Raw genomic sequence first — 18,262 nt, 5'->3', positions numbered from 1 at the left:
GCAGTTACCGCTTGGCCTTGGTCAGCTTGTTCAGCAGAATATCGAAAACCCGGACTGCCGCAATTCGGACAACCGGGTTAGCAACGACAGCTTTGACCATCTTGATTAGCTGGGTTTTGTTCATTTCGCTCTGGATGCCAGTGGCAATCCCCTCCAATTAGAATGTGTAGTAGATGTGTTCCATGTAGCCGCGGCTAAAGCTGATGGACGCCTTGGTCGTCGTTGAACCCGTGCCAATCCATGCTTTTAGGTATAGCTTGGTGCCAGATACCGCCGTGCTACTGCCGCCCATGCTATAGACGTCGTTGATCACTGTTGCGGTGATGTTCGAGGAGTCCACTGGGCAAAAGAACATGAAAGTATAGAGGTTGTTGCCCACGGCAGCAGGCATGTTTAGGTCATTCTTCGTCAGCGTGCCGGTAGAGCGAACCATGTATTGTAGATTGCTGTCTGCGCTGTTGACGCCAAAACCCATGAAGTTGGTGATGCCGCTGGGGTCTTGATCGACTGGCGCGTTTGGATTGTCGGTCAGTCCGACGAACCAACGCTGGCCAGCAGTCCATGCAGGAATGCGAAGGCGCAAGGAGACGAAGAAGCCCGCGACGTTGGTAGTCGTTGGCTTCATCACGGGATTGAGGCACGTCAGCGACGCAATGGAGCTGGCCGCTGCTGCCGTCTCATAGGTGATCTGGGGCTCGCAAAGCTGAGCAGTTGGGCTCATCGGCACCGCAACAGCCGTGCCCTGATACGCGGGGTCAAATGCCTTGGTGTGAACGCTCAGGGTTTCGCCGTGCGCTTGCCATTCCCTCTGAGTCGAGAAGCCGGTCGAGACGCCAAGTGGAAACTGGCTCTGGAGAGCATACTGGCTGCTGACGCTGAGGTGCGATCGGTTGGCGATGTTCGCACCACGGACCACCGCGTCGCCGCCGAAGATCAAGTTGCCGTCAGTGTGAACAGATACCTTGCTGGCACCTGCGAGAGCCGCACCGTTGCGGTATTGGACTTCCCTGCCAGTGCCGTTGGTCGCCAGAAACGTCTTGGTCTGCCAGCTTGCCGCGTAATCGGTGGCGCTAGTCTTGGTCAGAATCTGGTTGGTCGTGCCGCCCGTTGGCAATCCGTTAGCTGCGCTGCCACTGCTCGCTGGAGTTACCCATGTGGTGTTGTAGTCGGTCGCGTTGACCTTGCTCAGCACCTGACCAGCAGCGCCGCCCGTTGGGACACCCTGACCATTCGTTCCGTTGGTGCCGTTGGTTCCTGCTGCACCGGTCGCGCCGGTATCGCCCTTCGCACCCGCTGCGCCAGCGTCACCCTTAGGGCCTGTGGCGCCGGGGCTACCAGTATCACCCTTGGGGCCGATTGGCCCTTGCTGGCCGTCTGCGCCCGCTTCACCGGGCGTTCCTGCGTCACCCTTTGCGCCGGTTGCTCCGATGTCGCCCTTGGCTCCTGCTGGACCGTCGGCACCCGCTGGACCTACCGGACCGGTTGCACCGGGTTCGCCTGCTGCTCCATCGACACCATCACGACCATTTGCGCCAGGATCGCCCTTGTCGCCTTTGCTGCCGGGAATACCGGGCAGACCCTGAGCACCGTCCTTGCCGTCCGCACCGTTTACGCCATTGAGGCCGTCTGCGCCTGCTGGACCCCGCTGGCCGTCCAGACCATCGAGGCCATCGCGACCATCGCGACCGGGAAGGCCATCAACGCCATTTCGGCCTGGCAGTCCGTCGACGCCATCACGACCCGGCAATCCATCAACGCCATCGCGTCCAGCGGGACCAATTGGGCCAGCGGGACCGGTTTCGCCTCGATCGCCCTGAGGACCGGGCACGGATACCAGACCCGCTGCGACTTCTAGAATTTCGTATTCAGCTTCTACGAGCAGGTCGGTAATCTCGACTTCTTTTCCCGAACTCATGTTTAGGCCACCTTGACCGCTGTTACGGTTCCTTCTTTGAGGGTCTGGACTGCGCCATGATCCCAAACGATATAGAAGCTGTAATCCATCTCAGACGTTGCCCGGATGAAAGCCACTTGCTCATTGGTGATCTGGATATGAATTGACTTGGCTGTGTCGTCCCAAGTCAGCCCCTCACCAAGCGATAGCTCTAGCTTGGTGCGGCCATTGTCACGGACGTGGAAAAAGGCTTCAACGACGGAAGCGGAGACTGGCTCACTCTGAGTGACCAGCCCCCAAATTCGATTGAAAACCAATGATCCAGCGGACGCAGGATTGTATGCTCGTAGTTCAATAGGTGCAGTATCCAACGCCATTCCGTGACCTCACAGTTATCACGGATATTTAGTTGGATACTGTCTCTCAGGGCCTCACCGGCCTGTTGTTCGTGGCTTGGTGATACTTGAACCACTCCGAGCCCGCTACTGTAGGACCCTTGGCTGTCTCGCTCGTCAGCTTTTCTTGGAAACGCTGTTCAGCGGTCGCCACTGCCTTGTCGACATCAGCACCTGTCATGCCCATGTCCTTGAGCAGCGCAGGGCCAGCGAGAAGCTGGTCCATTGCCTGACCGTCGCGAATACCAACAGTGGTGCCGTCTTTGTAGGTGTCCCAGCTTGGCGCTGGTCGCGCTGCTGCGACCTGAGCCATGTTCTGGTGCAGCTTTGATACATCGCCGCCAGCAGCCTTAATTTCGGCCTCAGTCCAGTAGCTGGTGAGGTAATCGGTGCCCTGATAGGCGTTGATCAGGTAGCCGTCATTGATACGGCCAATTGTGCGGTTGCGATGACATGCCAGCAGCCATTCCACGACAGCTTTGACCTTGGGGCTCGCGGCCTTCAACGCTTCAAGGAAGCCGATGCGGTGTGCGACATGGAGTGCGCTCAGCCAGTAGCCGCTAAAGAAGTCGTGGCAGTGAATGCCAGCGTCGGTAAGCTGGACCGGTCCAAAGCGCGCTGCACCCGCGAACACGGCCTTGCGCTGATCAATCTCTCCACCCGACATGATGTTGGTTGGCGGATTGAGGAAGCCGGGAGTGCTGGCATACCAGAGATCGTAGAAGGTCTCAAAATCGAACGTCACGAAATCCATAACCTCGGCACGGCTGTAGAGTCGGTCGCTGTTCGCACTCGCGGTCTTCCATGCCATTGCGCTCTGTAGGAACTTCCACGCTGCGCCACGCTCGTAGAACTCGGTGCAGCTATCGTTCTTGCCCAGAATCACGTTGTCGTAGAGTTTGACCTGATCGAAGAACCTGTGACCCAAGAACGCAAATTCAGGCGTCTGGAATAGCAGCGATCCCCAGTGGGGAAGCTGATGGCCGTGCGCTTCGTCAATTTGGTTGGTGCCGAAGATCGGCTTGGACGCAACCATACCGCCATAGGGCACCTTCACTCTGAGTGGGCTGCTACCGTTGGACCATTCGTAGGGTCGTCCACCCTGCACGTAGTAGGCTTGGCTCGCGGGCGTCGCAGCCTGTCCCGGTCCATAGTAGTGGTTACGCATCGTGATGTTACGGCGCATGTTGCCCTTGTAGAGCGGCTTGTTCCTGCCGTTCTCGAAGGCGTGATATGGATCGCTGACGTAGCCGGTGAGGTAATCGAGCGCGATTTGCTTCATTGGGCGCTGGTCGTGCGGACGCTTGGACGTGACATCGCGGGCATACAGGGCGACCATTTCCGGCATAACCTGACGGTCATCCCTCACGCCACCAGGACCGGTGATTGGACTGCGGCCCATCTGGTTGAATGGCGTGTATTTGAGCCAGACACCCGCGTTGGGCACTGCGCCATCGGGATTGTAAACGCTGCCCTTCCAAGGGTCCTTGGTAGCCGCCGTTTGTGCCTGAATGTCCTGATAGGTCGTCGGCTCCCACGACATGACGCGGTAGTTCGCAAAGCCGTTTGCCTGACCGTCGCTGAAAATCCTCATGTCGCCGCCGTTAACCGAGAAGCCGGTCTTGGACGCAAACGGGACGCGGAAGTCGTAAACCGGGACCGTGCTCCAAATCTGCTGCTGGGTGTATTCCACGGGATCGTGACTGCGCCAGATAACGCCGCTGCGGGTCGTGCCATGTGGATAGAACGGGTTGGCAGCGGTGATCTGCGCCACGCCGCGACCATCATACGTGCCCTGCCATGTAGCGGGGGTGCTCGTCGCGTTCAGGGGCTCGCCGTTGGGCTTTTCCACTCGGGCAATGACTGCGCCCGTGCTGTCTAGGATCTTCCACTTATGCGGGACCATGTAGCTGTCCTTGCCCGATGGATCGCCAAAGGGCGCGTTGGGCATGGTCGCAGTGTTCCAGTCGTAACCAAACTGGAACTGGACATACGTTCCGATGCGGATGCCCTCGCAATAGTAGTTGATGCCGTTAATGCTCGGCACTGGTCCCTGCGGCAAAACCTCAGTCCATGTTGCCTGACTGCCGTAGAGCGAAGCATCTTCGAACTTGCAGTTCTGCGCGCTCGGCTTGGTCATGACGAGGTGGTTGGGATGCTCAACAGCCGAACCGCTCGACCAGTCCTCAAGGACCGCCTTGTAAGCGCGACCTGCTGGTAGCTGCATCTCACCAACGACAATCTCGACATCGTATGTCTGCAAGCCGTTAGCCGTGTATGTCAGGTGTCGTGCAGTTTGGTTGCCCGAGATATTGCGCGCATCCACGACCAGATTCTGCAAGTCCGTGACGCTGATAACGCCATCCTTGACCGCTTCGTAATTGCTCTTAATGCCCGGCTTACCAACGGACAGCTTCACGGACTCAATCTCAACATCGTTGATGCCCTGCGAGGTGTTGCCTGCCGATGCGTTGATTTCCAGCGAGGCTGCTGGCGCGATGCGCGGCTTGCTCGATGTTGCCACTGGCGATCCAAGCTGAACGCCGTCGATGTAGAATGTGACCGTGCCACCGTCTCCGCTGGGATTGTCATTCCATTCCGCTTCGTAAAGCTGGTTCGTGCCAAGAACGCGGTTCCTTGCTTCTGGGCTGATGATGTTCTCGCTGGAGCCGTTGCGGTGAAGCTGTAGCTGGAGCGTGTTGCCTTCCCAATGGATGCGAAGCGTCATGCCGCCCGTTCCGTAATCCATGAGATTCAGAATCGGAGCCTCGAAGGTCGAAGCAGGGACGACGCCCTTCCAGCTCATTCGGAGTGACGGCGGGGTCTGGGTGATGATGTCGTTGGTGCTGGTCTTGAACTCCATCGCCAGCGCCTCACTGAACAGGTAGCTGCCCTGATTGACGACCACGTGACCGTTGCGGAAGTTGAAGCCGGTGCCGCTCTTGTTCAGGCCAGCCGTTGTGCTGACCGCGTTACCGACGACCGCATAGGGAGCGCCAGAACCGCCAAGCGTCCAAGTGCTGCTTGTTGGCGTCACGATATCGACCCTGCGCTCGATCATCACAGGTAGCTCTTCTGGCGTGTTTACGGTGAAGTTCGCCTTGCTGCCGCCGAGGTTGATACCAAGAGGAATGATCGTGCCGGGGGAGCCGTAAATGGTGCTGCTACCCGAGAGATCGACAGGCTCCGTTGGGACTTCGGGCTGGGGTTCGGGAGCGTTCGCGAGGCCGATGGTGATCGCGAGACCGGAGACGCCACCGATGACGCGGGTTCGCGCATAGAGCGCGCCGGTAGCCGATGGCTTGTCGCCGGGAAGGAAGACGGTCGCTTCCTGCGTGAGCGTGATACCGGGATCACCGCTATTAATGGGAATAAGGACGTAAGAGCCGCTGCTACCAGCGATCTGGCCTGCAACCTCGTTCAAGTTGATGATTGCGCCAAAGCCGGCATCGCCGTTCTTGCCCGATGGACCGGCGGGGCCGCTGGGACCGGCTGGGCCGGTTGGACCGACCTTCGCATCAACGAGGTCGCCAGCGATGTCGATGATCTGCTGGACCTTCTTGGAAATCTCGTAGTTGTTGGGCTGCAAGGGCATGAACGTGTAGCGGATGCCCGATGCGGTTTCGCCATTGTAGGGCTCCACCAGCGTCAAGCTGCTGAGACTGTCGATCGTCGCGACAGGAAAGCTCAACCCGCCGACGTTAAGAGCGATGCCGTCATAGTCGACAAGCCACGACGTGCCAGAACCGGTAACCGTGCGGGAGCCGCTGGTCAGGCTGATAGTTCCACTGTTTTCAAAGATAGTTGCCATGCGGCCCCCTAAAGATCGTTTCCGATATTTAGCGGGGCGCACAGGTTGTAAGGTCAGTAGCCAAAAGCGATCCAGTCAAAGCCGTCGAGATACTGGTCGTCACGACGAGCAGCCTGTGTTGCGACCGTTGCACCGAAACGACTGGTCTGCCCGATGTTCTGAATCCAAAGGTCTCGTTCATTATTAAAGACGGCAAGATATGGCGTCGCGTTGAAGCACAGGCACTGGTTTGGGAACGGAATGGGGAAAGAAACAGAGAACGTGGATTCGTAAGTGATTCGCTGACGAAAACGCCCCCACATCATCATTGGACCACCGGGAATCTGCTGATATCCCGAAATAGGGTCAAGAATTGATTGGTTCTTTGCAAACTGGTCAACCAGTGCCCCATAGGTCAGTTTGTCAACGCGGACGTTGGGCATGTAAACGCCCTCAGAGTCTGCGTAAAAGACCTGCTGGGGGAACGAGCCCGGTGTCGTGAGTCGGAAGCTATCAGCGGTGAACGAGATTGCGGACACGTTATCTTCGATTGCTAGACCCATACCTGCAATGGACCGGACGCCGTTACTGTCGGTTTGCAGCTTCAATACGTATTGAGCGCCAATGCCGTCGGTCTTCGTCGCGTATGTATTCAGCTTCTCTTCGAGAGAAGCGATGTTCAGATTATCCAGCTTTGATTGCAGGTTGCGAGTTTCCTCAGCGCGAGCGCTGTTGTCATCCGCTTGAGTTTTCTGGATATTCTGAATGATGCCATTGGGACCAATAATGCCATCAACGCTGCTGGAAATGGTGTCGATGCGACCAGCGGTTGCTCGTCCATCTTCGGCGCGAGTTTCCTCAATCGTTCGGATCGCGCCCTCGTAGGCTTTCGTGACGCCATCAACCTCCGTGGTGATGCGCGTGCCCATTTCGTCGATGCGCTTGGCAGTCGCTTCGCCGTCCTCGACGACAAGTTCGCGAAGATCGTTGAACGAGCCTTCCAGCGAGGTTTTAACTCCGCCAACCTCGTCCGTGATCCTGACGCCCATCTTTTCGATGTCTTCGGCGATCGCCTTGTCTCGTTCAGAACGAACACGCTCCTCGTTGGTCTGCCAAGCCGTGACGCCATTGCCATAGTTGGCGATCTTAACGTCCACGACCTCGCTACTGGCGTAGTTGGCATTCGCAATCGCACGCCTGAGTTCACTCAACCCAGCCTCAATCGGACCCTTGATGTCGATACCCGCGACGGCCTTCTCGTTGTCGGAAAGGCGCGCGGTTAGCTGCAAGACTTCTTCTGCGATCTTGCTACCCGCTTCATCGACGCGCGTGCCGATTGCCCGAATGGCAACCAGATTCTCCGTGTTGAGTGCCTGACTGAGTTTAACTCCTGCTGTTCCATATTCGAGGTTCAGCGCGGATAGTCTGTCGATTGGCGCGCGGAGAAGCGGACCGACAAGATCGGGCAACTGGTGCTTGATCGCGTTTGCGTTCTCGTTCGCCTTTTCAATGTCCTGCTTTACACCACCGATGACATCAAGCGTGCCCTCGACGGCGTCTTTCAACGCGCTGGAAATCTCACTGTCGCTATGAACTGAGAAGCAGCGACGGCCACCAACGCGGACACGGTGAACGCGAGTTGATGTCGCGGGGGCGGCGATATCGATTACAACCGGCTTACCACCCCGACCGGAGCGCAACAGCGTCGGTTCCTTGGTCGAGACATTACGGCCAAAATGCCACACGCCAAGTGCGTCAGCGAACAGGTAGCCCGCCAAATGGCTAGTCGCCTCACGGACAAAATCACCTACGCTGTAGCTGGGCTCGTTTTCGTCGGCATCCTCGGGCTTGGATCGGGCGTCGATGTAGCTGCCCCACGTGTGGGGAAAGTCGCGATCCATCTTGGCCGCTGATGCCCTGTCGATAAGCGCCTGTGGAATGCCACCGAAAACGCGCAGCATATAGGAGCAGATTGCGCCGACTGATTCAGGGGCAAAGCCGTTGTCTAGAACGCCCACGACATCAGCAGTCACCTTGCCAATGGGTTCGCCACCGAAGCGGAACATGCCAACAGCCGGGGCCTTTGCCCATGTGCCAGGCGGTAGCTGTTCAGCCGTGTAACCGGCCAACTCGTCATAGGTCGCGGCAACCAGCTTGGCGGGTCCGAGCGTCAGCGCATTCTCATAGGCGGTTTCCACATCCTGCGTGGGACCATAGCCATGATACTGCCAGATGAGGTTCACTGGGTCGATGAGCAGAGCTTGGATGTTCTCGCATCGGCCAATGGCAAAGGGCTTTAGCGTGCCCTTCAATTCCTCTTGGCCTTCCGCGCCGCCGGTGCCCGCGTAGCTGGCTGTCAGCACGTCTTTCTTGAGTTCAACGTCAGGACCCAGCAGAGCCAGTTCACCCAGATTGGCCGTCTGGACATCGAGGGAGCCGACGCGACCAGCGGGGATCTGTTTGTAGGTGCTGTAGGGCGCGCCATACTCGCCATAGAGAAGGCGGCAGGGATAGCCGTCGAAGTCGTAACGACGCCAATGGGTGTTGCGGTGATCGCGGGTAAACCTGATCGAGATAGCGCCGTAATCGATCGTGATCTGGCCGGGGATGCCATTGTCCGTGACAGTGCGGGTCTGCGTAGGCGCGGATGCAATGCAGGGAATATACTGCTCGTCGGCAAACTCAGGGAAGGCCACATGGCCTTGACCACCGGAACACATGCGGAGCGTTACAAGCTCATCTTCGCGGGGATCGTATGCCGTAATTTCTGCTAGAAAGACCTGTCGCAACTCCGCACCCCATATCCTGTCGGATATTTAGCAGCGGGCCGATTCGGCGCCTTTCCTTACAATTTGCCAAATCCGGGTTGGATCAGGCAAACACCTGTTGACCAGCGGCGAGCACTGGCCTAACAGGGTTTGGCGAGACCAAGTTCCAGTTGGATACTCGCTATGTCAACGACTTAATATGAGGCTTACCCAATGAAGATGCTGTTGAACGAGAGCGACTTTAGCAAACTGCGGCCCGAAACGGTAGCGGATATCTTGTCCCTTTTGACGCCAACCCGAGCCGCGAAGGAGGCCGAGCAAGACGCAAATCCGGTCGTCCACGGAAGCCCTGTCGATTTGAGTCTGAACCAAGTTCAGCACTATATGGAGACACCCTCGGACGCTGTTCGAAGTGGCATAAAGTATATCGCAATCAACGGACCCGCCGTCTGGGGCCAGGATTTGCTTGAAGGATCCGATGTAACAACCCTTCGAGACTTCCAAGGCGCAACGACGAAGCGCGCCCGCACGGTCACAAAGGTCGAGGGCGCGACTTTGCTAGGCTGGGATGATTGGAATGAATACGAAGACCACCCAGGACGATATGGCGTTACTGATGTCACGTTTGCGAGCCTTCGTCGGTATTTTGACCTCGACTAAGCGAGATGGGGGCCTTCGGGCCCCCATTTTTATGCTTTCAGTCCAGCAACCTCTAGATCACTCTCCCACAGGTTGTGGTAGAGGTTTACGCCCTTGTAGGCGACCTTCATGCGCCCATAAACTGTCCAGCTTTGAACGCTATCGAGGTTGTCGGGTTCTGGTGCGAACAACACAGGGCGCTTCACGCCAACACGCATCATGAAGGCGTCGAGTGTGTTGAAGTTCTGCTCATTCATCTGGCCAAAAGTCGCCTGAACCGATGGACGGCTCGGAAACTCCTGCACGTCTTCATAGTTGGGCGCTGTAGTTACTGGGCTGTCATCAATAACGCTCTTCGACCATTCGTAGTCGATACCACTGCCAATGACGAGGCGTTCGCCCATGACGACGCGCGAGGCTTTGACCTGACCGTCAGGATTGCTGGGAGCCGAGAAATCAAAGCGCCAGTAGGTGGCCTGTGTCCCCTTAGGAACGTCAATGAGGGTCTTTGCTGTGTAGGGCGCAACAAGGGTGCCCACGACTGCCGGGATCGCCCCGCTATCCCATAGAGGGGCTGACAGGAGTGCTGAGACGCTATTCGCGGCCCTCACTCTGAGTGTGTCGCCGGGACGTAGGTTGCTGAACAACAGGGCGACCGTATCAACGGCACCCACATTGCGGAGGACGAAATAGACATCGTTGAGGCCCAGCGAACCCCACTCCATATCCATGTTGTCGTTGGTCAGATTCTCGACCGGCGAACTGGCGAGCTGAACGCCTGTGGATTCGTAGAACAGTGGATTGCTGGTCAATAGGAATGGCTCTGCGATCATTGCGGCCCCTTCGCTGTAATGGTCGTCGTAAACTCGTTGTAATCCGTCGTTGTTGTGACGGTTCGCAACACGTCGGTTTGGCTAATCGGCCAATCTGGAAACACGCATGAGAATGTCGGTGGACTATCAATCCACTTGTCGTCACCTGCGACATCGACGCCAGCTACCTGGACGCGGTAAGCCTGCGCGACATGCTTGTGTTCGGTCAGCAACTCGACAGCCAGTGCTTTCGCAGCCGTGCTATCCAGGTTGGTTTCCAACTTGATCGTGCGAGCGTTCGGTTGTTTGATTAGGACCGCAGGCGCATCCTCGGTTTCGTAGCGGTATTCCTGTTTAACGAACGAACCGCGATTGTTATCAATGGCCATTGGCTACCTCCTACAGTATTTACACTGTTCCGCGCTGGTAGCCGTTGACTGCCTTGTTGCCGTTCAGGTAGCCCTCAACATCATTGGCCGCTTCAAGTGCCTGTGCGATGCGCTCCTGAATTGCGTTGCCCTTCTGCTGTTCCTTGATCTGCTGCGCGATAAGCTGTGTCTGGGTATCCACGGCTTGAACAACGGTCGTGCTGTCGCCGCTCGTCCCATACATGGACTCGACATTCTTGGTCATCGCATCGCTCGCGTTCAGGAGTTCGTTCCTGATGTTCTGGAAAAGCGGACCGGACGTGCCATAGAGGTCCCGTGCGATGTCGAAGATCGAAGAGCCCAGTTCAGCGAACTTGCTTGGGTCAACGCTGCCGCCCTTTGCGATCGTGTCCTCGTAAGCGCGGAATTCCTTTAGCTGCTTATCCAGACGGCTCTTGCTCGACACGCCGCTGTCTGCGCCGTTCAACTTATCCTGTAGGCTCTTGATGCTGGAAAGCTGATCCTCAAGCATCTTCTGGCGCTGGACCATGTAATAGCGATCCACATTCGCAAGTTCGCCAGCGGTTGCACCGTTGGCCGTCATGCTCTTGTTCAGCTTCTCAAACTGCTCGTTGAGTTCCTTTAGCGGGGCGCCAATGGGATCATCGATTGCAGCCAGTTCCTTGAGGATATTCTCGTAGGTCGTCGCAAGTGCCAGAGCAGAATCTAGGTTCTCAGTCGCGCTCAATAGGCGCTTGCTGAAATCCGACACGCCATCGAGAATGCCTGACTTCAAGGCCAGCTTGATAGCCGCTGCAATCGCGTCGGCTTCATCTTCAAAGGCCATGACGCTGCCGCCCTTGACCGCACCGCTACCCGTTGGATCGACGCGATACGCACCAGCCTTGTGGCCAGGACGATAACCAACGCTGATACCGCCAGTGCCAGTCAGGGTGCCGCCAAGCTGCGACGCGATGCTGTTGAGGCCGCTCGCCACGCTGTTGGCAAGTGCCTCCGCTGCTGCCTTTTCCTTGGCACCACGACCCGTGGCGTTCATGCCAACGAGGTTGCCGAAGCTGTCCATCTGGAGGCCCGCGCTGCCCTGCTTGGACTTCTTGAACAGGCCACCGAACAGACCGCCAGCGATGCCGCCGACGATGGAGCCTAGTGGGCCAGCCACCGCACCACCGATAGCGCCGCCAATCTGGCTACCCAGCTTGCTCGACTTCAACCCAATGGCCTTCATCAAGCCGTCGGCTGTCTCGCCCATCTGCATACCACCAGCGGCCTTGCCCAGCACGCTGCCCATGCTCTTTGTGAAATCACCGTTCTTGCCGAAGATGCCCTTGAGGTCGGTCTTGAAGCCGTCGAAGCCGGTGCTCAGCGACTTGAGCGGATTCTTGAACGCGCTGGTCTCACCGTTCCGACCAAGTAGCTGATCGAGGCTCTTTTTGCTGGCGTCTGCTGCCGCCTTGCCCAGAGCGTTGGCGGTGCCGTCACTCTTAGTGCCCAGCAGGTCGATGACGCTACCTAGGGGGCCAAGGCCACCGAATTTGCCACTGGCTGCATCGGCCAGACCGCTAATCAGCTTGCCGAATTTGCCGACTGCCGCACCAAAGACGCCGCCTAGCTGCTCGCCAAGCTGGTCGATTTTACCACCAAACTCACGTTCCCAACGGGTCGCAATCTCAACGCTGGCCTTCTCCACGCCATCAAGGGCGCGACGATACTGCTCTTCTGTGATCCCGCCGTCGGCAACCGGCTTGCTACGCAGAAGCGTGAGGCGATTACGATCAGCGTTGATCTGGTCGAGGCGCTGGTTGTCAGCTTCACGAGGGCTATACTCACTGAGCAAGCTGTCCCGGTCCTTGAGCATCCGGTTCTGCTTTTCGATTTCAAACGTCTCGCCAGCGCGGGCCTTGGCAATCGCAATCTGAGTCTGGAACAGGTCAGACGTGATATCGACTTTGTCCTGTAGCGCCTTGCTCTCAATCTCCCACGCGGCTTCGGCCATGGCCGCTTCCTTGTCGGTCATGCCCAGCTTGCGCTTTGCGAACTCAAGTTCAGCAGCGCCGTTATCGTTTGCCGCCGTGACCTCCGTGAGCAGCTTGGCAGCACGGGTCTGGTCCATAAGGAGCGCCATGCGCTCCTTATCCTGCTTGGTGATCTCGGCACCGCGGATATGGGTCAGTTCCTGCTCAGCGTTCAGCTTCTCGGCCTCGGCAGGCATCAGCTTCGCCAATGCGAGCTGGTTGTCCATGGTGGACCACAATTCAGTTTCCTGCTTCTGACGACGCTCGGCTAGATTCTCGGCCTCACGCTGCGCTGAAATCGCAGCCTTCTCAGATTCAGACTTGGACTTGTCGCCCTTGCCCTTCCACGCGACGTGGAAGTGATCGCCCTCGTCCAGCTTCTCCACCACATCGTAGCCCTGCTCCTTGAGCGCGCTGACGACCTTGCCGAGCGTCATGCCCTTGGTCTTCGCGATATCGCGGGCGTTGCCGGTCAGGTGATAGCTGTTGGGCTGTCCACCGACCTCCTTGTTATGCTCGTAGGTCCGGTAGCCGCTGGTAACGCGGGCACCGATACTGTTCATGATGTCATCGACATCACGGCGCGAACGACCGCCGCCGCTGCCCGTGCTGGTCGACGTTCCCGGCGCGGCACGAAGCTGGCCAGTGCCACCCTGACGAGCCTTATACGCGGGCATTGCCTGCCAGAACTTATCGAAGATCGCCTTGGGGGTCATGCCCTTGCCGGTGAAGCTGCTGTCGCCGGTCACCATACGGGTGTTGGCAATCAGCTTGTCGAGCGCGCGATCACGACGGCTCTTTTCAAACCCGGCGTCAAAGTCGCCCTTCATGTTCTGGAGCGGCTGGTTCTTTGGGATACCGGCCTGCGCCCACTCAGGACGCATACTGCGGTCAACGTCGTTGGCCCAGTTCTGCAACTTGATCGGAGCGTTGGCGATGTTGTCCATGATGCCCAACAGACCGCCGATCTGCTCCTTTACCGTGCCGATGCGGATACCCAGAGCGTCAAAGACGCCGTTGGCACCATTGAGAAGCGGCTGGAAAGCATCGCCAAGACCCGCGAACGCATCACGAATTTCACCACCCGCGTCTGCTGCGCGCTTGGTGATGCTGTTCATGTTCTCGGTGCCCTGATTGGCGAAATTGTAGAGCGCCTGACTGAAACCGCCGCCGCTATCGAACGCGCCAAAGGTGCGCGTCGCTACGTTCTCAACGGCCGTGAATGCGTCACCAAAGGTGGCGGGGATCTGCTTGGCCTCGGCGTCGAGTGCCGCAAAATACTTGGGGTCCGTGAAGGCGCGGAACAGCTTTTCGCTGGTCAGCTTGCCCTCACTGGCCATCTTCTTGAGTGCGCCAATGGGCACGCCCATGCTGTCGGCCATCAGCTTCATCAAGCGAGGCGCGTTCTCAGCGAGGGAGCGGAATTCGTCGCCGTTCAGCTTGCCCGACGACAACGCCTGACCAAGCTGCAACACGGTCGATGCCGTCTCGCCAGCGGATGCACCACTGACCTTCAAGGACTTGGTAACGGTCTCGGTTGCGCGTGCGACCTGTGCCTGACTGGCGTTCAGGTTCTTACCGCTTGCGGCCATCTTGCCATAGAGAACGGCAGTGCTGGTCAGCTCACTTCGAGTGACGGCGCTGATGCGCGACACGTCGGCTTGCGCCTGTCCGTAGTTGCCCCAGTTCGCCACTGCCAGCTTCAGCTTGGCGTCCATGAGGCTGCTGGCGTCAGCAAACTCCATGGCCTTCTTGGTCAAGCCGGTCAAAATGCCGATCGCCGCTGCGCCCTTGAGGCTGCTCAGGGTGCTGCTAAAAGTCCTGACATTGACCGTCGTGCGGCCCAGAGAGGCGTCCAGACGGCGGCTGGCATTGCCAACTCGATCAAGTGCTCGTTCTGCTGTTGAACCGCCGCGCGCGGCTCCCGAAGCATCGATAACAATGCGGACTGTAGTGTCAGACATTTATAGGCAAGGCTCCGCGATAGTTGGGGACGACCAACTATTTAGCGGGGCCACTGCTTTTCTTGTCTGACTCGGAGAGCACTACGGCATCCATTGAGCGGATGATGAACCAGAGATTTTCTTTCTCTTGGAACGTCAAGCCGTAATGGTCTGCCAGCTTCATTGTATCGTCCCAGCGCAACTTGCCTGCTGCCATGCCAACGGGGCGCATGGAGTTGATCGCTTGAAATGCGGTCCAGTAGAACTCACAATGTCGGGGGAGCGAGGGAGCCTTTAATAGCTCTTCCTCATAAAGCAGGACCGACGAGTGTTCGTATTGTCCGCGCTTGATAGCCGCTTGGGCATCTGCCTCCGCTTTGTCCAATCGGACTTTAGCGGGAGACAGTTGCCAAGCTAGGAACTCGCTTAGGAGTTTTTTTCGGTGACGACCTGAGCAGTCTGGAAATTGCTTTCATCGGCCGAAAATGCGTCCAGTTCCTGATAAACGAAGAACGCCTGCGGTAGCATGAAGAACTTGATCAGCGCCTCAGTAGAGTGCTTCCACGTTCCGCCCTTGACCGGTAGGCTCTTGCTGTCCGTGACATACTTCTCAACGAACATGCGGATGAGGACCTTACGACGAAGCAGAATGTCGTCCTCGGTGTTCAGTTCGTCAATGCGCTTCTTTTCATTGTTGCTCAGCTTTGCGGTCGCGCGCTTGTAGTCTAGAAGCCACTTGGGCGAACCAACGAACTGGTGCTTCACGTAGAAGACGCCATAGCTCTTGCCGTCTTTGACCACTTCAATTTCGCGAGCGTCGTCAGCGTCGAAAGTGGGAAGATCAAACTCAAATTCCATTGTAGATACCTCAGGTTTTCTACAGCATTGTTTGCTGCCTGATATTTAGCTGAGACGGCAACGGGAGCGGTGGACCTGAAACCACCGCTCCCGCGTCATTGGCCGATTTTTAGAAGTTACGGAGTAACGTCGTCGGTCAGCTTCTGAATCATGATGTCCGTGCCACTGACGTTATCGCCCTGTGGAACGAACGCAACTGCTACCATCTGGTTTGCGCCGTCTTCGCTATCTTCGGGGAACGAGGGCTGCGCCTTTGGCAGAGTGAAACGATAGCCTTCGCCGTCGAACACTGCGTCAAAGGAGATCGAAACCGCAGGGTTCTCGATACCGTTCTTGATCAGCGCCTCAGGGCCGAAGTCCTTACGGTAAAGCATGACCTGTAGTTCGATGCTCTTGCCGCTGGTGCCAATGCCGCGAGCATAGGCCGAACCTAGCTTGCCCTGCGTTGCGCGGTCCTGCGAGACAGTCAGGGAAAGCGTCGAGTAATCGACTTCACCAAGGCCAACGATGTTGATGTTCTTGATGTCTGGGCCAGCGAACTTCGTGCTGTCCGATGCGTTGGTATAGGCAGCGCCCGTGATGATCGTGGTGGCCGGATCGGCACGACCGCGACCAAGGACCGTGAAGTCGGCAGTGACGATGCCGCCGAACTCTGCGTTCAGGGCAAACTCCGTGACCTGACAGCCGAAGAAGCGGCTGAACATGCTGGTGTTGCCGTCGATCCAACGACGCTCAACGGTCAGATCGGTTTCCGTGGTGCCAGCCTTCAACAAACCGTTGTTATCGAAGCGACCCGAAAACGCGCTCTCGAGCAGCAATTCGGTTGCTGCGTCATTGGCGGTGAATTCCGTGTTGAGCGTGCCTTCAACGCGAGGATTGACGAGACGCTGACCGGCATTGGTGCGGCCCTTACGGCGGGTTGCGCTGACGATCGGATCGGCAGTTGCGTTGAGGTTCGAACCAACAATGGTTTCGAGACGCTTGAACGCGGGAGTTGTTGGCGTAGTGCCAGCAACAGTCTCGCGGACAACCGCAAATTCTGTATCAGATGGGTTAATAGCCATTCAGGGCCTCCTAAATAAAAGCGGGCCGCTGAATGGCCTCAGCATATTTAGTTAGGTCGCCGTTCTGGCTTGCCGTTCAGGTTGAACGCGTGGAGCGGTAGAACACACTGGTAGAAATGACGTAATACTTGTCATCGGGAACAACCGTTGGCTTCGTTTCCCCACAGAGCAGCGCGCCATCGGGACTGCGCCATAGGTTGAATATGCCGGTTGCCTTATCAGCGAGCGCCCAAGCGTCAGCGTCAGGTGTGCCAACGGGAACGGCAACTTGCAGCCACACGCGACCTTCACAAACGACGCGGATGCGCTCGTTGCCGAGGTTACGCTGTTCCTGAATGCTTGGACGAACGGAGAAGCGAACGAACTTATCGGGTAGAGACGCACCGGCCTTGGCGTTGTCGTAGAGTAGCGGCACATTGGGGATAGCGAGGGCTTTCCAGCCACTCGCCATGCGCTTGCGTAGCAATTCAATATCTGTGCTGTGACCCATTAGCGGCTACCTCGTGTTGCGTTGTCGATTGCCGCCTCGATCCAGCCACTAGGCTTGCTGACCGCTTTGCCTGCGTTCAGGCCTTCGACGTATGGCTGGTTGTTGACGATGTTGATGTTCTGACCCAGCTTGGCCGTGGCAATCGTCGCCGCGCCCTTGGCCAGCGCGGCTGCGCCACCGGGATCGGGCTTATCCACAAGACTCTCAGGCGTTGTCTCAAGCCCGACCTGCCAATCACCGATTGCGGTGCTGGTATCCTCAGGCGTGCCCTGCACGACCCCTGTAAGAATGCCCGACGCGGTATTACGGACGACCTGCTGAGCATCAGCGAGCGCCTTACGCTTTGCGGCTGCTAGGCTTTTGACCACGCCGCCCAGGTTCGAGACGCCCGACCTGGCCATTATTCGAGAACCAGAGTGTAGCTGATGACTGTGACACCATCGGGTTTGACCGGCACGACGCTATCAATGGTCCACGTCTCACCGCCCATCGTGACGGTATCCTGAGGAGCAGGCTTGTAGGTGTAGTCTATCAACAGGCTGGCTTTGCCAGCGAGGTAAGACCCTGCGTTGAAGAACGATGCATCCCGATAGATGCCTCGGATCTTCTTCGGTGTGCCGGTCGTGACGGGGATCTGGTTGCCCTCGTCGTCGTAACCGCCCTCGGTGCGTGTGATGATTGCAGGACCACCATACTTGACGATGCTGTCCTGAACGACCTTCCTGCTGCGCGCGTAAAGCTGCTCCATTAGCGCACGATCCGCATCATGGTCAGGCCACCAGAGCCACCGGCTAGAATGGGCTGCAAGGTGAACGTGACGAAGGGATAGCGTTCTAGAGGATCAGGCGCGTCGGCGTATTCGAACTCCTCCGTGACCGCGCCTTCAACGACGATCTTGCTGCGCGTTACGCTGGCTTCCTGTTTGATCGGGTCGAAGCCGTTGAGGAATTGCAGGGCCAGAAACATCGTTGCACGCACCAACAGCGGATGATCCGCAGGCGTGTCGGGCTTGAGCCGGTAATAGGCCGCGATGTAGTCCTGAGCCCTCACGATAGCGGCTGATTTCTCAGTCGACGTGCCTGCCCAGTCAGCGTTGTCGCGCGCCAGATGAAATGCGTCAGCAGTCTGAATGTCCATGCTGTATTTACACCAGACATGGCGAAGCCCTGCTGTTTTCAGCAGGGCTTCTGTATTGTCCAACGCTGCAA

The 18,262-nt window shown here is 57.7% G+C and carries 15 protein-coding genes; 1 reads left to right on the top strand and 14 read right to left on the bottom strand.

What is annotated here, in order from left to right; translation table 11 throughout:
• Window positions 1-157: 157 nt before the first annotated feature.
• The 4 genes from ACLBWL_RS00540 to ACLBWL_RS00525 are packed head-to-tail and all read right to left on the bottom strand — an operon-like array spanning window position 158 to window position 8,868.
• Window positions 158-1,915, bottom strand: coding sequence for a hypothetical protein (locus tag ACLBWL_RS00540; RefSeq protein WP_447789270.1), 1,758 nt, complete (start codon window positions 1,913-1,915; stop codon window positions 158-160).
• Between the two features lie 2 nt (window positions 1,916-1,917).
• Entirely contained in the window at window positions 1,918-2,271 is a 354-nt protein-coding gene (locus ACLBWL_RS00535) for a hypothetical protein (RefSeq protein WP_447789268.1), read from the bottom strand.
• A gap of 46 nt (window positions 2,272-2,317) precedes the next feature.
• Complete coding sequence (locus ACLBWL_RS00530; protein ID WP_447789266.1) at window positions 2,318-6,100, bottom strand: hypothetical protein; 3,783 nt, start codon at window positions 6,098-6,100, stop codon at window positions 2,318-2,320.
• A gap of 53 nt (window positions 6,101-6,153) precedes the next feature.
• Window positions 6,154-8,868: a gp53-like domain-containing protein gene (locus ACLBWL_RS00525; protein ID WP_447789264.1), complete on the bottom strand. Its 2,715-nt coding sequence runs from the start codon at window positions 8,866-8,868 to the stop codon at window positions 6,154-6,156.
• A gap of 192 nt (window positions 8,869-9,060) precedes the next feature.
• Between ACLBWL_RS00525 and ACLBWL_RS00520 the strand changes: the two genes are divergently transcribed.
• The gene (locus ACLBWL_RS00520) at window positions 9,061-9,507 is read left to right on the top strand and encodes a hypothetical protein (protein ID WP_447789262.1); all 447 of its coding nucleotides are present in this window, start codon (window positions 9,061-9,063) and stop codon (window positions 9,505-9,507) included.
• A 29-nt stretch (window positions 9,508-9,536) separates the two neighbouring features.
• On the opposite strand, the gene ACLBWL_RS00515 is transcribed toward ACLBWL_RS00520, so the two are convergent.
• From ACLBWL_RS00515 to ACLBWL_RS00470, 10 genes are all read right to left on the bottom strand, one after another.
• Window positions 9,537-10,319 carry a hypothetical protein gene (locus ACLBWL_RS00515; protein ID WP_447789260.1) on the bottom strand — a complete coding sequence of 261 codons (783 nt, stop codon included), beginning with the start codon at window positions 10,317-10,319 and terminating at the stop codon, window positions 9,537-9,539.
• Complete coding sequence (locus ACLBWL_RS00510) at window positions 10,316-10,687, bottom strand: hypothetical protein (protein WP_447789258.1); 372 nt, start codon at window positions 10,685-10,687, stop codon at window positions 10,316-10,318. The genes ACLBWL_RS00515 and ACLBWL_RS00510 overlap by 4 nt, the downstream gene beginning before the upstream one ends.
• A gap of 19 nt (window positions 10,688-10,706) precedes the next feature.
• Window positions 10,707-14,663 (bottom strand): tape measure protein, encoded by a 3,957-nt coding sequence (locus tag ACLBWL_RS00505; protein WP_447789256.1) that lies wholly within the window; start codon window positions 14,661-14,663, stop codon window positions 10,707-10,709.
• Between the two features lie 37 nt (window positions 14,664-14,700).
• Entirely contained in the window at window positions 14,701-15,027 is a 327-nt protein-coding gene (locus ACLBWL_RS00500; protein WP_447789254.1) for a phage tail assembly chaperone, read from the bottom strand.
• 41 nt (window positions 15,028-15,068) lie between these two features.
• Complete coding sequence (locus ACLBWL_RS00495) at window positions 15,069-15,500, bottom strand: hypothetical protein (RefSeq protein ID WP_447789252.1); 432 nt, start codon at window positions 15,498-15,500, stop codon at window positions 15,069-15,071.
• Between the two features lie 116 nt (window positions 15,501-15,616).
• Entirely contained in the window at window positions 15,617-16,564 is a 948-nt protein-coding gene (locus ACLBWL_RS00490) for a phage tail tube protein (RefSeq protein ID WP_447789250.1), read from the bottom strand.
• A 76-nt stretch (window positions 16,565-16,640) separates the two neighbouring features.
• Window positions 16,641-17,054, bottom strand: a complete 414-nt coding sequence (locus tag ACLBWL_RS00485) for a hypothetical protein (RefSeq protein ID WP_447789248.1) — start codon at window positions 17,052-17,054, stop codon at window positions 16,641-16,643.
• Window positions 17,054-17,455 (bottom strand): hypothetical protein, encoded by a 402-nt coding sequence (locus tag ACLBWL_RS00480; RefSeq protein WP_447789246.1) that lies wholly within the window; start codon window positions 17,453-17,455, stop codon window positions 17,054-17,056. The genes ACLBWL_RS00485 and ACLBWL_RS00480 overlap by 1 nt, the downstream gene beginning before the upstream one ends.
• Window positions 17,455-17,802 (bottom strand): hypothetical protein, encoded by a 348-nt coding sequence (locus ACLBWL_RS00475; RefSeq protein WP_447789244.1) that lies wholly within the window; start codon window positions 17,800-17,802, stop codon window positions 17,455-17,457. The genes ACLBWL_RS00480 and ACLBWL_RS00475 overlap by 1 nt, the downstream gene beginning before the upstream one ends.
• Complete coding sequence (locus tag ACLBWL_RS00470; RefSeq protein WP_447789242.1) at window positions 17,802-18,254, bottom strand: hypothetical protein; 453 nt, start codon at window positions 18,252-18,254, stop codon at window positions 17,802-17,804. The genes ACLBWL_RS00475 and ACLBWL_RS00470 overlap by 1 nt, the downstream gene beginning before the upstream one ends.
• Between the last annotated feature and the right edge of the window lie 8 nt (window positions 18,255-18,262).

Source organism: Sphingomonas sp. M1A8_2b (assembly GCF_053345535.1).
Note: the sequence above shows the minus strand (reverse complement) of the source record. Positions and strands in the feature narration are given on the sequence as shown.

Bases quoted from the DNA above. Each gene is read 5' to 3' on its own strand.
- ACLBWL_RS00485 (WP_447789248.1), bottom strand. From the start codon at position 17,054: ATGGGTCACAGCACAGATATTGAATTGCTACGCAAGCGCATGGCGAGT.
- ACLBWL_RS00475 (WP_447789244.1), bottom strand. From the start codon at position 17,802: ATGGAGCAGCTTTACGCGCGCAGCAGGAAGGTCGTTCAGGACAGCATC.
- ACLBWL_RS00490 (WP_447789250.1), bottom strand. From the start codon at position 16,564: ATGGCTATTAACCCATCTGATACAGAATTTGCGGTTGTCCGCGAGACT.
- ACLBWL_RS00535 (WP_447789268.1), bottom strand. From the start codon at position 2,271: ATGGCGTTGGATACTGCACCTATTGAACTACGAGCATACAATCCTGCG.
- ACLBWL_RS00480 (WP_447789246.1), bottom strand. From the start codon at position 17,455: ATGGCCAGGTCGGGCGTCTCGAACCTGGGCGGCGTGGTCAAAAGCCTA.
- ACLBWL_RS00515 (WP_447789260.1), bottom strand. From the start codon at position 10,319: ATGATCGCAGAGCCATTCCTATTGACCAGCAATCCACTGTTCTACGAA.
- ACLBWL_RS00510 (WP_447789258.1), bottom strand. From the start codon at position 10,687: ATGGCCATTGATAACAATCGCGGTTCGTTCGTTAAACAGGAATACCGC.
- ACLBWL_RS00540 (WP_447789270.1), bottom strand. From the start codon at position 1,915: ATGAGTTCGGGAAAAGAAGTCGAGATTACCGACCTGCTCGTAGAAGCT.
- ACLBWL_RS00520 (WP_447789262.1), top strand. From the start codon at position 9,061: ATGAAGATGCTGTTGAACGAGAGCGACTTTAGCAAACTGCGGCCCGAA.
- ACLBWL_RS00495 (WP_447789252.1), bottom strand. From the start codon at position 15,500: ATGGAATTTGAGTTTGATCTTCCCACTTTCGACGCTGACGACGCTCGC.
- ACLBWL_RS00530 (WP_447789266.1), bottom strand. From the start codon at position 6,100: ATGGCAACTATCTTTGAAAACAGTGGAACTATCAGCCTGACCAGCGGC.
- ACLBWL_RS00505 (WP_447789256.1), bottom strand. From the start codon at position 14,663: ATGTCTGACACTACAGTCCGCATTGTTATCGATGCTTCGGGAGCCGCG.